Here is a 17,276-nt window from a genome sequence, read left to right as displayed (position 1 = left end):
GGGCTCAGGGCCGCGCCAGCGCCCGGCGCTGCCGGCCCGCCTCGTCGAAGTTGCCGGGCTCGAGCCAGGCCTCGAAGGCGGCCTTCCGTTCCGGCCACTCCTTGTCGATGATCGCATACCAGGCCGTGTCGCGGTTCCTGCCCTTATAGATCGTCGCCTGGCGGAAGATGCCCTCGAAGCGGAAGCCCAGCCGTTCGGCGGCTGCGCGCGAGGGTGCGTTCAGCGCGTCGCACTTCCACTCGTAGCGCCGGTAGCCGAGCTCGTCGAACGCGCGGCGCATCAGGAGATACATGGCCTCGGTCGCGGCCGGCGTGCGCTGGAGGGCAGGGGAATAGGCGATGTGGCCGACCTCGATCACGCCCACGGCGGGCTCGATCCGCAGGTACGAGGCGACCCCCACCGCCTTGTCCGAGCGCCGGTCGAGAATGGCGTGGAACAACGGGTCCTCGCTCGCCGCCATGCGCCCGACCCAGGTCCGATACTCGGCGAGCCGTTCGAACGGCCCATAAGGCAGGTAGGTCCACATCCGCCCCTCGCGGTCGGCGGCATTGGCCTCAAACAGCGCCTCGGCGTGGCGGGCGGGATCGAGCGGCTCGATCCGGCACCAGCGGCCCTCGATGGGGTCGCGGCCCGGCCGCGGGCGCGGGCTCCAGCCCGAAACGGGCTCGCCGATGGGCTGGCCCAAGGCGTTCAGACGGTGGCTCATGCGATCTCCGTGGGTCCGATCAGGCCGAGCGCCATCCGCAGCGCCCGGTGCACGGTCTGCAGCCGGATCGAGCGGCGATCGCCCGTGAAGACGTGACGCTCGTGCGCGACCTCGCCCGAGCGTCGGGCCGCGGCAAGGTGGACGAGGCCCACGGGTTTGCCGGCGCTGCCGCCACCGGGCCCGGCGATGCCGGTGACGGCGATGGCGAGATCGCAGCCCGAGCGGGCGAGAGCGCCCGAGACCATCTCCATGGCGGTGGCGGCGCTCACGGCGCCGTGCTCCGCCAGCGTGGCCGCACGCACGCCCAGCATCTCGACCTTGGCGCGGTTGTCGTAGACGATCCAGCCCCGGTCGACCACGGCCGAGGAGCCGGCGATCTCGGTGAGGCAGCCCGCGATCAGCCCGCCCGTGCAGGATTCGGCGGTGGCGAGCCGCAGGCCCCGCGCGGCACAGGCGTCGAGGAGCGCTCGCGCGGCCGCAAGGCAGTCGTCCGGGAACATGGTGCTGGATCCTCCCTCCGGGGTGGAGCGGATGCTAGCCCGCGCGTTCGGGCAGCGCCACGCTGACCACGGCCTGCGCGGCGATGCCCTCGCCACGGCCGGTGAAGCCGAGCTTCTCGCTGGTCGTGGCCTTGATGCCGACCTGATCCGGGCCGACGCCCAGCACCTCGGCCAGACGCGCCGTCATCGCCTCCCGGTGCGGGCCGATCTTCGGCCGCTCGCAGACGATGACGAGATCGACGTTCTCGATCCGCCCGCCGCGCGCGGCCAGAAGCTCGACCGCATGGCGCAGGAAGCGGGCCGAATCGGCGTCCCGCCAGCGCGGGTCGCCGGGCGGGAAATGGGTGCCGATGTCGCCCGCTCCGAGCGTGCCCAGGATGGCGTCGGTGACGGCGTGGAACGCCACGTCGGCGTCCGAGTGCCCGGCGAGGCCCCGATCGTGCGGGATCCGGACACCGCACAGGATCAGCGGCCGGCCTTCGGCGAAGGCATGGACGTCGAAGCCGAGGCCGGTGCGCCAGCGAAGGGCCGGGCTGCGCAGGAGCGCCTCGGCAAGGCCGAGATCCTCGGGCAGGGTCAGCTTCATGTTGCGGCTCTCTCCCGCGACGGTCGCGACCTCGAGCCCGGCTGCGGCCGCGATCGCCGTGTCGTCGGTGTAGCCCCGGTCCTCGGCCGCGCGGTGGGCTGCCAGGATCAGAGGGAAACGGAATCCCTGCGGCGTCTGCGCCCGCGCCAGCCCGTCGCGCGCCGCCTCGCCCGCGACCAGCCCGTCCGCCACCCGCTTCAGGGTATCGACGACCGGCAGCACCGGCAGCACGGCCGGATGATGCTCCAGCGCCGCGACGACACGCCCGATCACCGCCGCCGACACGAGCGGCCGGGCCGCATCGTGGACGAGCACGTGGTCGGGGGCCAGCGGCTCCAGGCTCTCGAGGCCGCGCCGGACCGTCTCCTGCCGCGAGGCACCCCCGATCACGGGCGGCAGGAGGTCGAGCCCCCGAGTCGCCGCATCGTAGAGCGATCGGTCCTCGGGCCCGATCACGACGCGCACGGCGTCGATCAGCGGGTGAGCGAGGAACGCCTCGACGGCGTGCCGCAGGATCGGCTTTCCTGCCAGGCTCGCATATTGCTTGGGCAGGGCGGCGCCGAAGCGCTCGCCCCGCCCGGCCGCCACGACGAGCGCGACCGTGTGCATCGTCCGTCTACGCCGCTGCGGCCGGAAGCCGCCGCGTCGGCGACCTCGTGCCCGTTGTGGTCCGGCCGAGCGCAGCGCGTCGGCTCTTTGTCGGCTCCGCATCATCTGCTATAAACTTAGGCACATTCGCTCTCGTGCTTATCAGATCGGCAAAGGATGGCGGCCCGATGCCCCCGATGCGCCAGACCTCCCTCAAGGGAGCCCACGATCGATGGGCCTGCGATCCCGGCATTCTCCTGCAGAGCATCCCAAGCGCCGTGTTCTCCCTGGACGAGGCCTTGCGCTTCCATGCCGCCAACCCCGCGGCCGAGCAGCTCTTCTCGGCGAGCTGGAACGTGCTCGCCGGTCGCGGGCTGCAGGAGCTGGTGGCGCCGCACGCGACCATAATGGCGCTCGCCCGGCAGGTACAGGCGAGCGGAAGCTCGATCTCCGATTACGGCGTCGAGCTGACGCTGGCCCGCGGCGAAGTGGTCAACGTCGATTGTCACTTGTGCCCGATTCCGGAGTTGCCGGGGCACGTGCTCGTCGTCCTGCATCCCTGCTCGGTGGCGCGCCGGCTCGACCAGCAGATCTCGCACCGGCGCTCGACCCGCTCGGTGGCCGGCCTCGCCGCGACCCTGGCGCACGAGGTCAAGAATCCGCTCTCCGGCATCCGCGGCGCTGCCCAGCTTCTCGAGCCCGCCGTGGGCGAGGACGACCGGCCGCTGATCCAGCTCATCTGCGACGAGACCGACCGGATCTGCGCGCTCGTCGAGCGCATGGAGGAGTTCGGCGATACGGTCCCGCCCGAGCGGCGCTCGGTCAATATCCACCAGGTGCTCGAGCATGTGCGGCGGATCGCGGAGGCCGGCTTCGCCCGGCACCTGCGGATCGTCGAACTCTACGACCCGTCGCTGCCCGAGGTCGAGGGCAACCGCGACCGGCTGATCCAGGTGTTCTTGAACCTCGTCAAGAACGCCGCCGAGGCGGCGCCCACCGAAGGCGGCCAGATCACGCTCGTGACTCACTACCAGCACGGCCTGCGCGTGGCGGTCGGCAACAGCCGCGAGCGGCTCGAACTGCCGATCACGGTCGAGGTGCGCGACAACGGCCCCGGCGTGCCCGAGGACATGGTCGAGCACCTGTTCGAGCCTTTCGTCACCACGAAGCGGCGCGGCAGCGGCCTCGGCCTCTCGCTCGTCGCCAAGATCGTGGCCGATCACCAGGGGGTGGTGGCTTATGAGCCGGGCGAGCCCGGTGCCGTGTTCCGCGTCCGGCTGCCGGCGGCGAAGGCGCGTCACGAGCGGCCCCCGCGACAGGAGGTGGCATGAGCGGCGAGAAGATTCTCCTGGCCGAGGACGATGCCGGTATCCGCACGGTGGTGAGCCGAGCACTCTCGCGCCAGGGCTACGAAGTTCAGGCGACCAGCGTGGCGGCGGCGCTCTGGCGCTGGATCGCCGCCGGCGAGGGCGACGTCGTGATCACCGACGTGGCGCTGCCCGACGAGAACACGCTCGACCTCCTGCCGCGGATCAGGACGCTCCGTCCGGATCTGCCGGTCATCGTCATGAGCGCCCAGAACACGCTGCTCACCGCCGTGCGTGCGGCCGAGCGCGGGGCGTTCGAGTACCTGCCGAAACCCTTCGACATCGGCAACCTGATCGCCACGGTGCAGCGCTCGCTCACGAGCAGGAAGCGGCCGGCGCTCGCTGCGGCCGGACCGGCGCTGCCCGAGGAGCAGCTTCCGATCATCGGCCGCTCGCCGGCGATGCAGGAGATCTACCGCATCATCGCCCGGCTCACGACGACCGACCTCACCGTGTTGATCGCGGGCGAGAGCGGCACGGGCAAGGAGCTCGTGGCGCGGGCGCTGCACGATTTCGGCCGGCGCAAAGGCGGGCCGTTCGTGGCCGTCAACATGGCGGCGATCCCGCGCGAGCTGATCGAATCGGAGCTGTTCGGCCACGAGAAGGGGGCCTTCACCGGCGCCACCGCGCGTCGGGTCGGCCGCTTCGAGCAGGCCGAGGGCGGCACCCTTTTCCTCGACGAGATCGGCGACATGCCGCTCGAGGCCCAGACCCGGCTCCTGCGCGTGCTGCAGCAGGGCGAGTTCGTGCCGGTGGGCGGCCATCATCCGATCCGCACCAACGTCCGGATCGTGGCCGCGAGCCACCGCGATCTTAGGCTCATGGTGGCGCAGGGCCTGTTCCGCGAGGACCTGTTCTACCGCCTGAACGTGGTGCCCCTGCGCCTGCCGGCGCTGCGCGAGCGCGTCGACGACATTCCGGCGCTGGTCCAGCACTTCCTCGCCAAGGCGCAGACCGACGGGCTTCCCTTGAAGACCCTCACCCCCGAGGCCATGGTCCGCCTCAAGGCGCATACCTGGCCCGGCAATGTCCGCGAGCTCGAGAACCTGGTCCGGCGCTTGGCCGTGCTCTACGCCGAGGACACGATCGGCGAGGAGGTGATCACCCTCGAGCTCGAGCAGGCGCGGCCGCCGGCGGCTCCGGCCGAGGCCGGTCCGGTGGACGACAGTCTGGGTGGGGCGATCGAGCGCTACATCGACCGCTATTTCCGCGCCCACGACGGCGCTTTGCCGCCGCCCGGCGTCTACGACCGGCTGATCCGCGAGGTCGAGCGGCCGCTGATCGCACGCACCCTGCTCGCCACGCGCGGCAACCAGCTCAAGGCCGCGGACATCCTCGGACTGAACCGCAACACGCTGCGCAAGAAGATCCGCGATCTGGACATCCAGGTGAGCCGGGCTCCATGATGCCCCCTCATCGCGGGCCGTAGGACCATTCGTTGAGAGCCGTCTTCCCCGATCATCAACCGCTGGGTGCCGCGCTGTGGGCCCGGCTCAGGCAAGTCGACCTCGAGCGCCGTCTGGCGCTGGTGCTCACCGTGAGCGCCATCGCCGCGGGGCTCGCCACCTATTGGCTGATCTCGCGCTCGCCGCCCTACGGCCCCGATGTCGGGACCGTGCTCGTCCTCCTCAACCTCGACCTCGTCCTCCTGCTGCTGCTCGGCGTCGTCATCGCGCGCCGCCTGACCCAGCTCGTCCTCCAGCGCCGCCAGGGCTCCGCGGGCTCGCGCCTCCATACCCGCCTCGTGCTGCTCTTCAGCGGCGTCGCCGTGACACCCGCGATCATCGTCGCCGTGTTCTCGGTGTTCTTCCTGAGTTCCGGCCTCGAGAACTGGTTCAGCGAGCGGGTCAGGAACGCGCTCGAGAACTCGCTCGCCGTGGCGCAGGCCTATCTGCAGGAGCATAAAGAGAACATCCGCGCCGACGCGCTGGCGATGGCGGCCGACCTCAACCGCGAGAGCATCAGCCCCGAGTTCGGCCCGGCCCGGCTGCGTCAGGTCGTGAACGCGCAGGCCGCCTTGCGCTCGCTCACCGAGGCGGTCGTGCTCGACGGCGCCGGGCGGGTGCTGGCCCGGACCGGGCTCTCCTTCACCATGGAGATCGAGCAGATCCCGACCGAGGCCCTGGACCGCGCCGCGAACGGCGAGGTGGTCGTGCTCACGAGCGACACCGAGGATCGGGTGCGGGCATTGGTCCGGCTCGACGGCTTCGGCGATGCCTATCTCTTCATCGGCCGGTTCGTGGACGCCAAGGTGCTGGGCTACATGGAGCGGACCCAGACCATGGTGGCCGAGTATCAACGGATGCAGAGCGAGCGCTCCGGCATCCAGATCACCTCTGCCCTCATCTTCATGATCGTCGCGCTCCTGCTCCTCTTCGCCTCGGTCTGGGTGGGCATGGCGCTGGCCAACCAGCTCGTCGCTCCGATCAGCCGGCTGATCACGGCGGCGAACCGGGTCAGGAGCGGCGATCTTCTGGCGCGCGTGCCCGAGGAGGGGCCCGACAGCGACGAGTTCGTCATGCTGAGCCGCGCCTTCAACCGCATGACGAGCCAGCTCGAGAGCCAGCGCAGCGAGCTGATCCAGGCGAACCAGCAGCTCGACGAGCGGCGCCGCTTCACCGAGACCGTGCTCGCCGGGGTGAGCGCGGGGGTCATCGGCATCGACCCCGAGCACAAGATCGTCCTCCCGAACCAGGCGGCGCAGGACTTTCTCGGCGACGAGGACGGCGAGATCGTGGGTCAGCGCATCGAGGCCGTGCTGCCGGGCGTCGAGAAGCTGTTCGAGGCCCTGGCCCAGCATCCGGACGAGCTGATCGAACGCCAGCTCAGCCTCTTTCGCCATGGCCGCGAGCGCACGCTCCTGGTGCGACTCTCGCCGCAGCGCGACGGCGGCCGGACCTTGGGCTACATCGTGACCTTCGACGACATCACCGCCCTCCTCTCCGCGCAGCGCCAGGCGGCCTGGGCCGAGGTGGCGCGCCGCATCGCCCACGAGGTCAAGAATCCTCTGACGCCGATCCGCCTCTCGGCCGAGCGGCTCGAGCGCAAGTATCTCGGGCAGGTGCACGAGGAGGACCGCGAGTCGTTCCGGAAGTCGGTAGGCACCATCGTGCGGCAGGTCGACACGATCGGCCGGCTGATCAGCGAGTTTTCGGCTTTCGCTCGGATGCCCGCGCCGGTGATGCGTGAGGAGAATGTGGACGAGCTGGTGCGTGATGCGGTATTCTTGCAACAGTCGGCTTGGCCGCAGATCCGCTTCACCGTCGAGCTGCCGCCGAGCCGTCCGGTCCGGTTGGTCTGCGACGGCGCCAAGCTATCGCAGGCGCTGACCAATCTGTTGCAGAACAGCATCAACGCTTTGTCGGAAGGGAGGCAGCCTCAGCATGGCGCGATCACGGTGCGCGTTTCCTCGAACGACGCTCACGTCGCGATCGAGGTCGAGGACGACGGACCCGGCTTCCCGTCCGACCGTGAGCGGCTGTTCGAACCCTATGTCACGACACGGGCCAAAGGTACGGGCTTGGGGCTTGCCATCGTCAAGAAGATCATGGAGGAACACGGAGGAACGGTTGAGTTGCTTGCGGGGGAACGGGGCGGTGCGCTCGTGCGGCTCACCTTCCCGCTACGCACCGTCTGAGATCGCCATCGGGTGCGTCGACGCGGGCGCCGGCCAATGCCGGCGCGGCCGCCAAGAAAGCGCTGGAACCTGGCCAAGCACATGAGCAAAGACGTTCTCATCGTCGACGACGAGGCAGCCATTCGCGAGGTGGTGGGCGCCATTCTCGAGGATGAAGGCTACCGTCCTCGGGAAGCGGCGAACAGCGACGAGGCGCTCAAGGAGATCGAGCGGCGCCCGCCGGGGCTCGTCCTCCTCGACATCTGGCTCGAGGGGAGTGCGCTCGACGGCGTGCAGATCCTGGAGCGGATCAAGGAGCAGTATCCCGACATTCCGGTGATCATGTTCAGCGGTCACGGTACGATCGAGACCGCGGTCGCCGCGATCAAGAAAGGAGCTTACGATTTCATCGAGAAGCCGTTCAAGTCCGACCGGCTCCTGCTCGCCGTGCAGCGAGCGCTCGAGGCGAGCCAGCTCAAGCGCGAGGTGGCGGAACTCAGAACGCTCGCCTTCGACGAGACCGAGCTGATCGGTCAGGCGCCGGCGATCGTCCGGGTGCGCCAGGCGATCGAGAAGGTGGCGCCCACCGGCTCGCGCGTGCTGATCAGCGGTCCGCCGGGCTCGGGCAAGGAGGTCGCGGCCCGCCTGATCCACGCCAAGTCGCGCCGCGCCTCGATGCCGTTCGTGATCCTGAACGCGGCGGCGCTCGCGCCCGAGCGGGTCGACATCGAGCTGTTCGGGTGCGAGCCCGGCTGGCTCGGGCCCGACCAGCCCCGGATGATCGGCACGTTCGAGCGCGCGGACGGCGGCACGCTGCTGATCGACCAGGTCGCCGACATGCCGCTGGAATCGCAGGGCAAGATCCTGCGCGTCCTGCAGGAGCAGCGCTTCGTCCGGCTCGGCGGCGACACCAAGGTCGAGGTCGACGTGCGTGTCATCGCGTCCACCAATCGCGACCTCAAGCAGGAGATGGCGGCCGGCCGCTTCCGCGAGGACCTCTATTACCGCCTCAACGTGGTACCGCTCGTCATGCCGCCCCTGGCCGAACGGCGGGTCGACATCCCCGAGCTCGCCCGGCACTTCATGCTGGCCGCGGCCCGCCATTCCGGCCTGCCGCCGCGCCCGATCACCGAGGAGGCCATGGCGGTGCTCCAGACCACCGAATGGCCGGGCGACGTGCGCCAGCTCCGCAACGCAATCGAGTGGATGCTGATCATGGCGCCGGGCGAGCCCGGCAGTCCGATCGGCATCGACGGCCTGCCGCCCGAGCTCACCAACGGCGCCACCTCCGCCATGGACCCCAACGCCAACGGCGAGCTGGTCTCGATGCCGCTCCGGGAGGCGCGCGAGCAGTTCGAGCGCGCCTATCTCCAGGCCCAGCTCCAGCGCTTCGGCGGCAACATCTCGCGCACGGCGAACTTCGTCGGCATGGAGCGCTCGGCCCTGCATCGCAAGCTCAAGACCCTGGGGCTGCATGGCGACGACTGAGGCCGAGTTCCGGCCGGTCCGGCGGCCACGGCGATGAAGGTGCTCATCGCCGGCGCCGGGCAGGTCGGGCTGCACATCGCCCGCTATCTCGCCGGCACCGGCTACGACGTCACGATCGTCGACCAGCGCGCCGAGCTCGTGCAGAAGATCGGCGACAGCCTCGACATCAAGGCGCACGTGGGCCATGCCTCGCACCCGAACGTGCTGGCCGAGGCCGGAGCCGCCGACTGCGACATGCTGATCGCGGTCACCCATGTCGACGAGGTCAACATGGTGGCCTGCAACGTCGCGCACACGCTGTTCAACGTGCCGACCAAGATCGCTCGCATCCGGCAGCAGGCCTATCTCGACGGCCGCTGGCAGGACCTGTTCCGCTCGCAGCACGTGCCGATCGACGTCATCATCTCGCCCGAGGTCGAGGTGGCGCGTGCGATAGCGCTCCGGCTCGAGGTGCCGGGTGCGATCAACTGCGTGCCGTTCGCGGACGACCGCGTGCGGCTTCTCGCCGTGCGCGCCAGCCCCGACTGCCCGGTCAACGACACGCCGCTCCGCCAGCTCACCTATCTCTTTCCCGACCTGCACCTCGTCGTGGTGACGATCGGCCGGGGCGAGCGGTTCTTCATCCCCGACGCCGACGACGAGATCCTGGAGGGCGACGAGGTCCATTGCGTCGTGGAGACGGCGCACGTGCCGCGCGCGCTCTCCGTCTTCGGCTTCGAGGAGCGTCTCGGCGAGCGGCTGATCATCGCCGGTGGCGGCAATGTCGGCATCTTCCTCGCGCGCGAGCTCGAGCGGCGCCACCCCGAGCTCGGCCTGAAGCTGATCGAGGCCGATCCGCTCCGCGCCGAGGTCGCCGCCGAGCAGTTGAAGCGCACGGTCGTGCTCAAGGGCGACATCCGCGAGCGCGACGTGCTCGACGAGGCCAATGTGGCCGTGGCCTCGGCCATGGTCGCTGTGACCAACAACGACGAGGTCAATATCATCTCGAGCCTGCTCGCAAAGAGACTCGGCTGCCGCCGCGGCCTGGCGCTCGTCAACAACGGCACCTACAACCTGATCAACCGCTCGATCGGCCTCGACGTCGCCATCAACCCGCGCGACATCACGGTCTCGAGCATCCTGCAGCACGTCCGCCGTGGCCGGATCAAGGCCGTGCACGCCATCGGCGACGGCGCGGCCGAGGTCTACGAGGCCGAGGCGCTCGAGACCTCGCAGCTCGTCGGCAAGCCCTTGCGCGAGGCGCGGCTCGCGGGCGGCATCATCGTCGGCGCCGTCGTCCGCAAGCACGAGGTGATCATGCCGCGTGGCGACACGCTGATCCGCGGCGGCGACCGCGTCATCCTCGCCGCGCGCAAGGACATGGTGCGGCGCGTGCAGCAGCTCTTCGCCGTCCGCCTCGATTATTTCTGAGCCAATCCAACCGAGCCACCGAGTCTGCCGGACGAGACCAGCATGTCCCGCATCGCCTACGTCAACGGCCGCTACCTGCCGATCGGCGCACCCGCCGTGCCGGTCGAGGATCGCGGCCTACAGTTCGCCGACGGCATCTACGAGGTCGTCAAAGTCCTGAACGGCCGGTTCTGCGATCTCGACCGGCATCTCGCCCGGCTCGAGCGCTCGCTTGCCGCCCTCTCGATCCCGATGCCGATGTCGCGCGCCGCCCTCGCGGCCGTGATGCGGGAGACGCTGCGCCGCAACGCGCTTTCGACCGCCATCGTCTACGTCCAGATCAACCGGGGCGTGGCCCCACGCAATCATCTCTTCCCCGAGGACGTCGAGCCCTCGCTCGTCGTCACCGTCCGCCGGGCGAGCCTGCCCAAGCCGCGGGAACTTGCCGAAGGTGTCCGTGTTATCACCTTGCCGGATCAGCGCTGGAAGCGCTGCGACGTCAAGTCGGTGAGCCTGCTCGCCAACGTGCTGGCGAAGCAGAAGGGAGCGGAGGCCGGGTGCCGGGAAGTCTGGCTCTACGATGCGGACGGTCTCGTGACCGAGGGCTCCAGCTCGAACGCCTGGATCGTGGATCGCGACGGCCGCCTGATCACGCGGCCGCTCGGTCCCGAGATCCTGGGCGGTATCACCCGTTCCGTGATCCTGGAGCTGGCGCAGACCGCCGGCCTCGAGGTGGTGGAGCGCCCCTTCTCCGTCGAGGAGGCCAAGGCCGCACGGGAAGCGTTTCTCACCAGCACCTCCTCGCTCGTCCTGCCCGTGACCTCGATCGACGGCCAGCCGGTCGCGAACGGCGTTCCAGGCTCGATCACCTTGGAGCTTCTGGCGCGCTACCGGAACCATTTGCAGATGCCGGAATGACACGCCGGGCTCTCCTTGGTTGTATTCGGGCATCATCGCATAAAAATCCGCTCTTGATGCCCATGGGGTGGACGTCTATCGGGAGCCGTATCACTTATATTCGATAGAGCCGGAGCCGGAAGCCGGCTCCGGCAATCATGCTCGGATCTGTGTGCGGCACCGGAATGAGGAAGCGGACCGGGAAAGCACGGCAAGGGCAAAGAAAAGAAGAAAGGAAAGATCAAATGGCGGCCGAGAAACAACAGAACCTGCAGGACGTGTTCTTGAATCATGTCCGCAAGAACAAGGTTCCGGTCACGGTGTTCCTCATCAACGGTGTCAAGCTCCAGGGCGTAATCAGCTCGTTCGACAACTTCTGCCTGCTGCTGCGGCGCGACGGTCACGTTCAGCTCGTCTACAAGCACGCGGTCTCGACCGTCATGCCTTCGGCTGCTGTACGCTTGTACGAGCCAGCGGCGGACGAGCAGGCGTCGATGCAGGGTTGATGGCCACGCAGGACGGGCCCGAGCGGACGGGCGGCGCTACCGCCGAGGCAGGGAAGGGGCAGGCCTGGGTCGTCTGTCCCTTCGATCCGTCCGCTTCGGCCGACGAGCGCGAGCCCAGGAGCCGACTCGAGGAAGCGGTCGGCCTCGCCGAGGCCATCGACCTTAAGGTCGTGCGTGCCGAGCTCGTGCCCTTGCGCCAGAAGACGCCCGCAACGCTTCTCGGCTCGGGCAAGGTCGAGGAGCTGAAGCGAGCACTCGAGATCGAGCCCACCGAGCTGGTCGTGGTCGATGCGGCGCTGACACCCGTACAGCAGCGCAACCTCGAGCGGCGCTGGAAAACCAAGGTCATCGACCGGACCGGGCTCATCCTCGAGATTTTCGGCGAGCGCGCGCATACCCGCGAGGGCGTGCTCCAGGTCGAGCTCGCGGCCTTGACCTATCAGCGCTCGCGCCTCGTGCGCTCCTGGACCCATCTCGAGCGGCAGCGCGGCGGCTTCGGCTTCCTGGGCGGTCCCGGCGAGAGCCAGCTCGAGCTCGACCGGCGGCGCATCACCGAGCGGATCACGAGCATCAAGCAAGAGCTCGAGGCGGTGCGCCGCACGCGCGGCCTGCATCGCGAGGCGAGGAAGCGCGTGCCCTATCCGGTCATCGCACTCGTCGGCTACACCAACGCCGGCAAGTCGACCCTGTTCAACCGCCTGACCGGCGCCAGGGTCGATGCGCGCGACCAGGTCTTCGCGACCCTCGACCCCACCATGCGCCAGCTCCGGCTGCCGTCGGGAGCCAAGGTCATCCTCTCCGACACGGTGGGCTTCATCACCGACCTGCCGACCATGCTCGTGGCGGCATTCCGCGCCACCCTCGAGGAGGTGCTCTCGGCCGACCTCGTCCTGCACGTGCGCGACATCAGCCGCGCCGACACCGAGGCGCAGAAACGCGACGTCGAACAGGTCCTGGACGAGCTCGGCATCGACGAGGCCGAGCGTGGCGCCCGGATGGCCGAGGTCTGGAACAAGATCGACCGCCTGTCGCCCGAGGCGCTCGGGGAGCGGCGGGCCGAGGCGGCGCGGTCGCCCGTTCCCGCCGTCCCGGTCTCGGCGCGCGACGGCACGGGAATTCCGGAGCTTCTCGCCCTGATCGACCGGCGGCTCGCCGCCAACCGCACCACGGTCGAGCTGCGCGTCGGCTACGATGCCGGCGAACTCGTCGCCTGGCTGCACCGCCACGGCGAGGTCCTGGAGCAGACCGACGACGGCGAAGGGCTTCAGCTCAAGGTCGCGATCTCGCCCGCCGAGCGGGCGCGCCTCGCCCATAAATTGGGCCATCCCGTCTGAAGGCCCGCTCGTGCCCACCGCGTGACGCACGATCCCGGCCTTCGTCCTCACGCATCGGTCCGGAAAGAAAAGGGCAGGCCGGGACGAACCGCGGCCTGCCAGTAGGGAGGAAACGCCTCAAGTCGGGTGTCGAAGGGAAAACTCCCGAGACACACCCAGACTTTGCCTTAAAGTTGATAAGATGTCAAGAAAAATAATCCGAAGCGCGATCGAACGCCCGGTCTTGCCGCAGCAGCGCTGCGGAATCCGCTCTCTACCTTTGGTTGATTTGTCCGATCGGGTCGGGCGCAGATCTCAGCCGATCCGGGTCCGCCCCAGCATCGCCTCGTCGAGCACGAGGCCCATGCCCGGCGCTTCCGGCAGGACGATCCAGCCGTCGGCATCGACCCGGACCGGCTCGGCCAGCATGTAGTCGCGACGGTCGAGGTCCCACTCGGGCGGATCGAACGGGAACTCGAGCCAGGGCGCATCCGCGACCGCCGCCGTGAGCTGGGCGTTGGCCATCACGCCGATGCCGTTGGTCCAGCTATGCGGCGTGAAGATCAGGTTGTGCTCCTGCGCCATGTAGGCGACGCGCCGGAGCCCGGTGATGCCGCCCACCAGCGCCACGTCGGGCTGGAGCACGTCGAGGCAGCCGCCGGTGATGAGCTCGCGGAACTCGTGCAGCTCGCGGGTCATCTCGCCGCCGGCGATCCGCACGTCCACGGCATCGCGCAAGCGTCGCATGCCCTCGCGGTCGCCGCGGTGGAGCGGTTCCTCCATCCAGTAGACTCCGAGCCGCTCCAGCTCGCGCGCGACCTGGATGGCGTCCTTGAGACTCCAGGGTGCCTGCGTGTCCCAGGGCATGCGCCAGCCCTGGTTGCAGTCGACCATGAGGGTGAGCCGCTCGCCCACCCGCGCCCGCACGGCCTCGAGCGCCTCGATGTCGTCCCGCCACCGGCCGCGCTGGAAGCGGATCTTCATGGCGCCGAAGCCCTGGCCGAGATAGCGCTCGGCCACCTCTGCCATCGCACCGGGATCGCGCAGCGTGCCCGAGGAGGCGTAGGCCCGCACCCGGCCCGAGAGCCCGCCCAGGAGCTTCCAGCAGGGCTGGCCCGCGATCTTGCCGGCGAGATCCCAGAGCGCCAGATCGAGCGGCCAGCAGCGGCCGTAGTGGAAGTTCAGGTGCGAGAGCACCCGGTAGTGCCGCTCGATCGCGAGCGGATCCCAGCCGACGAAGAGATGCTCGTGGCCCGAGAAGCCCAGCATCAGGTCGCCCGAGCCGATGCCGGTGAGCCCCTCGTCGGTCGTCACCCGGACGATGGTGGCATCCCAGTGCGTGCGGGGCCGCGTGTCCCAGCTCGCCCGGAACGGCGCACCCGCGAACACGAAACGGTGTTGGGTGATCTCGATGCCGGTGATCTTCATCGGTAGCGCTCAGCTCTGGGCGAGGACCGTGCGGGCGAAGGCGAGGAGATCCTCGTCCGCGATCTCGCGCGCGTTCGAGCGCCGCATGGCGGTGTTCTCGGGCCGCGCCATCTGGGCGGCGAGCGCTTCGGGCGTGACGTCGGCGAAGCCGTCGCGTGCGAGACCGACCTCGATGCCGCAGGCGCGCAGGAGCCGCTCGAAGGCACGCGGCACGGCGACGGCTTCGGGTGCCTGGCCCATGGCGGCGGCGACGGCGGCCCAGCGCCCGTGCGGATCGTGAGCGACGTTCCAGGGAAGCGTGGCCAGCATCGCCACGCCCACGGCGCGGCCGTGGTGCAAGGGGCGCAGCGAGGCGAGGGCGTGGCCGATATTGTGCGCGACCGCCGTGCCGGCATTGTCGATGCCGATGCCGGCCAGTGTCGCGGCGCGCTGCAGCCCCTCGCGGGCGGCGAGATCGCCGGGCTGCTCGAGGGCGCGGAGCAGCCAGCGCGTCACGAGTCGGATCGCCTCGTGGCAGAACACGTCGTTGGCGGCGAAGGCGTTGCGGTTGGTGGAAGCCTCGATCGCGTGGACCAGGGCGTCGATGCCGGTAGCGGCCGTGAGGGCCGGCGGCAGGCCTACCGTGAGGGCGGGGTCGAGCACGACCTCGTCGGCCTTGAGCTCGTCCCCCCAGAGCCAGACCTTGTTGCCGGCGGCATCGGTCACGATCGAGGTGCGGGTGGTCTCCGAGCCCGTGCCCGAGGTGGTGGGAACACAGATCTTGAGAAGCCGCGTCTTCGGGAAAGGCTTCGCGCAGAGCGCGTAGCTCTCGGCCGGCGCTTCGCTGCCCGCCACGACCGCGATCGCCTTGCCGGCGTCGAGCGCCGAGCCGCCGCCCAGGGCCACGACCGCGCCGACCCGCTCGCGGCGCGCGATCGCCGCCCCGGCATCGACCTGGGTGGCCAGCGGGTCGCTCCTGATGTCGGCGAAGAGATGCACGGCAAGCCCGGAGCGGGTCAGCGCGTGGCGGGCCTCGTCGATCAGGCCGAGTGTCATCAGCCCAGGATCGGCCACGAGCAGGACCGAGCCGGAGGTCCCGAGCCGGCCCGCGACGAGCGTGCCCAGGCTCTCCAAAGCGCCGACACCGGTGGTGATGCGCGGGATGCGGTCGAGAACGATGGTCATGATGCCGGGCCTCCCTTGGCCGCTTGGCTCAGAACTCGTTGGGCGCACCGCCCTCGGCGATGCGGCGCGCGACGAAGGCGTCGAGCTCGTCCTTGATCGCGGGGTCGAGCGGCGGCGGCTCGTAAGCGGTGAGCATCGTCTTCCAGATCCGGTTCGCCCGCTGCGCCGCATCGGGAGCGCCCGCTTCGCGCCAGCTCTCGTAGTTGCGCCAGTCCGAGACGATGGGGGCGTAGAAGGCGGTGCGGTAGCGCGCTTGTGTGTGGGCGCAGCCGAAGAAATGGCCGCCGGGCCCCACCTCGCGCATGGCATCGAGCGCCAGTGCCGCCTCGTCCACCTGCAAGGGCTCCAGGAATTCCGCCACCATTTGCAGGGTGTCGGCGTCGATGATCAGCTTCTCGAACGAGGCCACGAGCCCGCCTTCGAGCCAGCCCGCCGCGTGCTTCACGAGGTTGGCGTGGCCCATGATCACGGCCCAGAGCGAGAGCACGGACTCGTAGGCGGCCTGTGCGTCGACGCAGGTGGCGGCATTCACGTTGGACGAGCGGTAGGGCAGGCGGTAGCGCCTGGCGAGTTGCCCGCCCACGAGCACGGCCTTCATGTACTCGGGCGTGCCGAAGGCGGGCGAGCCCGATTTCATGTCGACGTTGCTCGTGAAGCCGCCATAGATCACGGGTGCGCCAGGGCGAACGATCTGGGCGAGCGCTATTCCGAGCAGCGCCTCGGCGTTCTGCTGCACCAGAGCCCCCGCCACGGTGACCGGCGCCATGGCGCCGGCGAGCGTGAAGGGGGTGAGGATCACGACCTGCCCGGCCCGCGCCATCTCGATGATGCCCGCCGCCATGGGTGCATCGAGCCGCAAGGGCGAGCTCGTGTTGATGACCGTCATCAGCGAGGGTTCACGCTCGAGCTGCTCGCGGCTGATGCCGCGGCCGATCCGGGCGATCTCGATCCCGTCGCGGATGCGCTTCCAGCCCAGGGAATAGGCGTGGAACGGCTTGTCGGTAAGGGTCACGAAATCCCGCAGGCACTCGAGATGGCGGATGTCGGGATGGAGGTCGACGGGCTCGACCGGGTAGCCGCCGATGAAGTGCATGACGTTGAGCGACTGGGTCAGCCGCACGAGGTCGCGGAAGTCGGCCTGGCTACCGGGGCGGCGGCCGCGGTCGAGGTCCGAGCAGTTGGGAGCGCTGCTGACCTGGCCGAAGCAGACGCGATCGCCACCGATCTCGAGGTCGTGGGCAGGGTTGCGGGCATGGAGCCGGAAGCGCTCCGGTGCCTTGGCCACGGCCTCCAGGACGAGGTCCCGGTCCATCCGCACCCGCTGGGCGCCCGGCTCGACCTCCGCTCCGGCCTCTTTCAGGATCTGGCGTGCCTCGGGCAGGAGGACGTCCATCCCGATCTCTTCGAGGACGCGCAAGGAGGCCTCGTGGATCGCTTCGAGCTCGTCGGCCGAAACCGCCTCGACCGGCGGGTAGCGCAGCCGTGGCTGGCGGAACGGGAGCTGCTTCGGCCCGCTCTCCCCGCGTCCGGCGCGCCGGCCGCCCCGCCGCTCCGCCCGGCCTCCCGTCTCGCTCGCGGTCATCTTCGAGCCTCCCTTCCAGACCCTCGAGGGTCCCTCGTTCGTTCAGAAATCCTTGCAGAGCCGCAAGCTGTCGAAGATGGCGGCGTGGATGTTGCGGCTGGCGACGGCATCCCCCACCCGGAACAGCATGAAGCGCCCGTCCGGGT

Annotated in this window: 14 protein-coding genes; 8 read left to right on the top strand and 6 right to left on the bottom strand. The window is 69.6% G+C overall.

Annotated elements, in window-relative coordinates:
* Nucleotides 1-4: 4 nt before the first annotated feature.
* The 3 genes from U1T56_RS00070 to U1T56_RS00060 are packed head-to-tail and all read right to left on the bottom strand — an operon-like array spanning nt 5 to nt 2,401.
* The gene (locus U1T56_RS00070; RefSeq protein WP_418157384.1) at nt 5-706 is read right to left on the bottom strand and encodes a GNAT family N-acetyltransferase; all 702 of its coding nucleotides are present in this window, start codon (nt 704-706) and stop codon (nt 5-7) included.
* Nucleotides 703-1,206: a CinA family protein gene (locus U1T56_RS00065; RefSeq protein WP_418157383.1), complete on the bottom strand. Its 504-nt coding sequence runs from the start codon at nt 1,204-1,206 to the stop codon at nt 703-705. Before U1T56_RS00065 ends, U1T56_RS00070 begins: the two co-directional genes overlap by 4 nt.
* A gap of 34 nt (nt 1,207-1,240) precedes the next feature.
* Nucleotides 1,241-2,401, bottom strand: a complete 1,161-nt coding sequence (locus U1T56_RS00060) for a bifunctional 2-C-methyl-D-erythritol 4-phosphate cytidylyltransferase/2-C-methyl-D-erythritol 2,4-cyclodiphosphate synthase (RefSeq protein WP_418157382.1) — start codon at nt 2,399-2,401, stop codon at nt 1,241-1,243.
* Between the two features lie 176 nt (nt 2,402-2,577).
* On the opposite strand from U1T56_RS00060, the gene U1T56_RS00055 reads away from it, so the two are divergent.
* From U1T56_RS00055 to hflX, 8 genes are all read left to right on the top strand, one after another.
* Nucleotides 2,578-3,711, top strand: a complete 1,134-nt coding sequence (locus tag U1T56_RS00055) for a two-component system sensor histidine kinase NtrB (protein WP_418157381.1) — start codon at nt 2,578-2,580, stop codon at nt 3,709-3,711.
* Complete coding sequence (ntrC, locus tag U1T56_RS00050) at nt 3,708-5,153, top strand: nitrogen regulation protein NR(I) (RefSeq protein WP_418157380.1); 1,446 nt, start codon at nt 3,708-3,710, stop codon at nt 5,151-5,153. The genes U1T56_RS00055 and ntrC overlap by 4 nt, the downstream gene beginning before the upstream one ends.
* Before the next feature lie 32 nt (nt 5,154-5,185).
* Nucleotides 5,186-7,384: a sensor histidine kinase NtrY-like gene (locus U1T56_RS00045; protein ID WP_418157379.1), complete on the top strand. Its 2,199-nt coding sequence runs from the start codon at nt 5,186-5,188 to the stop codon at nt 7,382-7,384.
* An 81-nt stretch (nt 7,385-7,465) separates the two neighbouring features.
* Nucleotides 7,466-8,851, top strand: a complete 1,386-nt coding sequence (gene ntrX, locus U1T56_RS00040) for a nitrogen assimilation response regulator NtrX (RefSeq protein WP_418157378.1) — start codon at nt 7,466-7,468, stop codon at nt 8,849-8,851.
* Nucleotides 8,852-8,884: 33 nt separating this feature from the next.
* Nucleotides 8,885-10,261 carry a Trk system potassium transporter TrkA gene (gene trkA / locus U1T56_RS00035; protein WP_418157377.1) on the top strand — a complete coding sequence of 459 codons (1,377 nt, stop codon included), beginning with the start codon at nt 8,885-8,887 and terminating at the stop codon, nt 10,259-10,261.
* A 42-nt stretch (nt 10,262-10,303) separates the two neighbouring features.
* On the top strand, nt 10,304-11,158 hold the full coding sequence (locus U1T56_RS00030) for a D-amino-acid transaminase (protein WP_418157376.1): 855 nt from the start codon (nt 10,304-10,306) through the stop codon (nt 11,156-11,158).
* 224 nt (nt 11,159-11,382) lie between these two features.
* Nucleotides 11,383-11,643 carry an RNA chaperone Hfq gene (hfq, locus tag U1T56_RS00025; protein WP_418157375.1) on the top strand — a complete coding sequence of 87 codons (261 nt, stop codon included), beginning with the start codon at nt 11,383-11,385 and terminating at the stop codon, nt 11,641-11,643.
* Nucleotides 11,643-12,977: a GTPase HflX gene (gene hflX / locus U1T56_RS00020; RefSeq protein WP_418157374.1), complete on the top strand. Its 1,335-nt coding sequence runs from the start codon at nt 11,643-11,645 to the stop codon at nt 12,975-12,977. Before hfq ends, hflX begins: the two co-directional genes overlap by 1 nt.
* A gap of 294 nt (nt 12,978-13,271) precedes the next feature.
* Here the strand turns inward: hflX and U1T56_RS00015 are convergent, their stop codons facing one another.
* From U1T56_RS00015 to U1T56_RS00005, 3 genes are read right to left on the bottom strand one after another with little or no spacing between them, the layout of a single operon-like run.
* Nucleotides 13,272-14,384, bottom strand: coding sequence for a mandelate racemase/muconate lactonizing enzyme family protein (locus tag U1T56_RS00015; RefSeq protein ID WP_418157373.1), 1,113 nt, complete (start codon nt 14,382-14,384; stop codon nt 13,272-13,274).
* A 9-nt stretch (nt 14,385-14,393) separates the two neighbouring features.
* Nucleotides 14,394-15,548, bottom strand: coding sequence for an iron-containing alcohol dehydrogenase (locus U1T56_RS00010; protein ID WP_418157372.1), 1,155 nt, complete (start codon nt 15,546-15,548; stop codon nt 14,394-14,396).
* A gap of 28 nt (nt 15,549-15,576) precedes the next feature.
* Nucleotides 15,577-17,130 (bottom strand): trimethylamine methyltransferase family protein, encoded by a 1,554-nt coding sequence (locus tag U1T56_RS00005; RefSeq protein ID WP_418157371.1) that lies wholly within the window; start codon nt 17,128-17,130, stop codon nt 15,577-15,579.
* Nucleotides 17,131-17,276 lie beyond the last annotated feature (146 nt).

This window comes from Benzoatithermus flavus (genome assembly GCF_037908215.1).
GTDB classification, from domain to species: Bacteria; Pseudomonadota; Alphaproteobacteria; order Geminicoccales; family Geminicoccaceae; genus Benzoatithermus; species Benzoatithermus flavus.
This window is presented reverse-complemented; position numbering and strand designations above follow the sequence as displayed.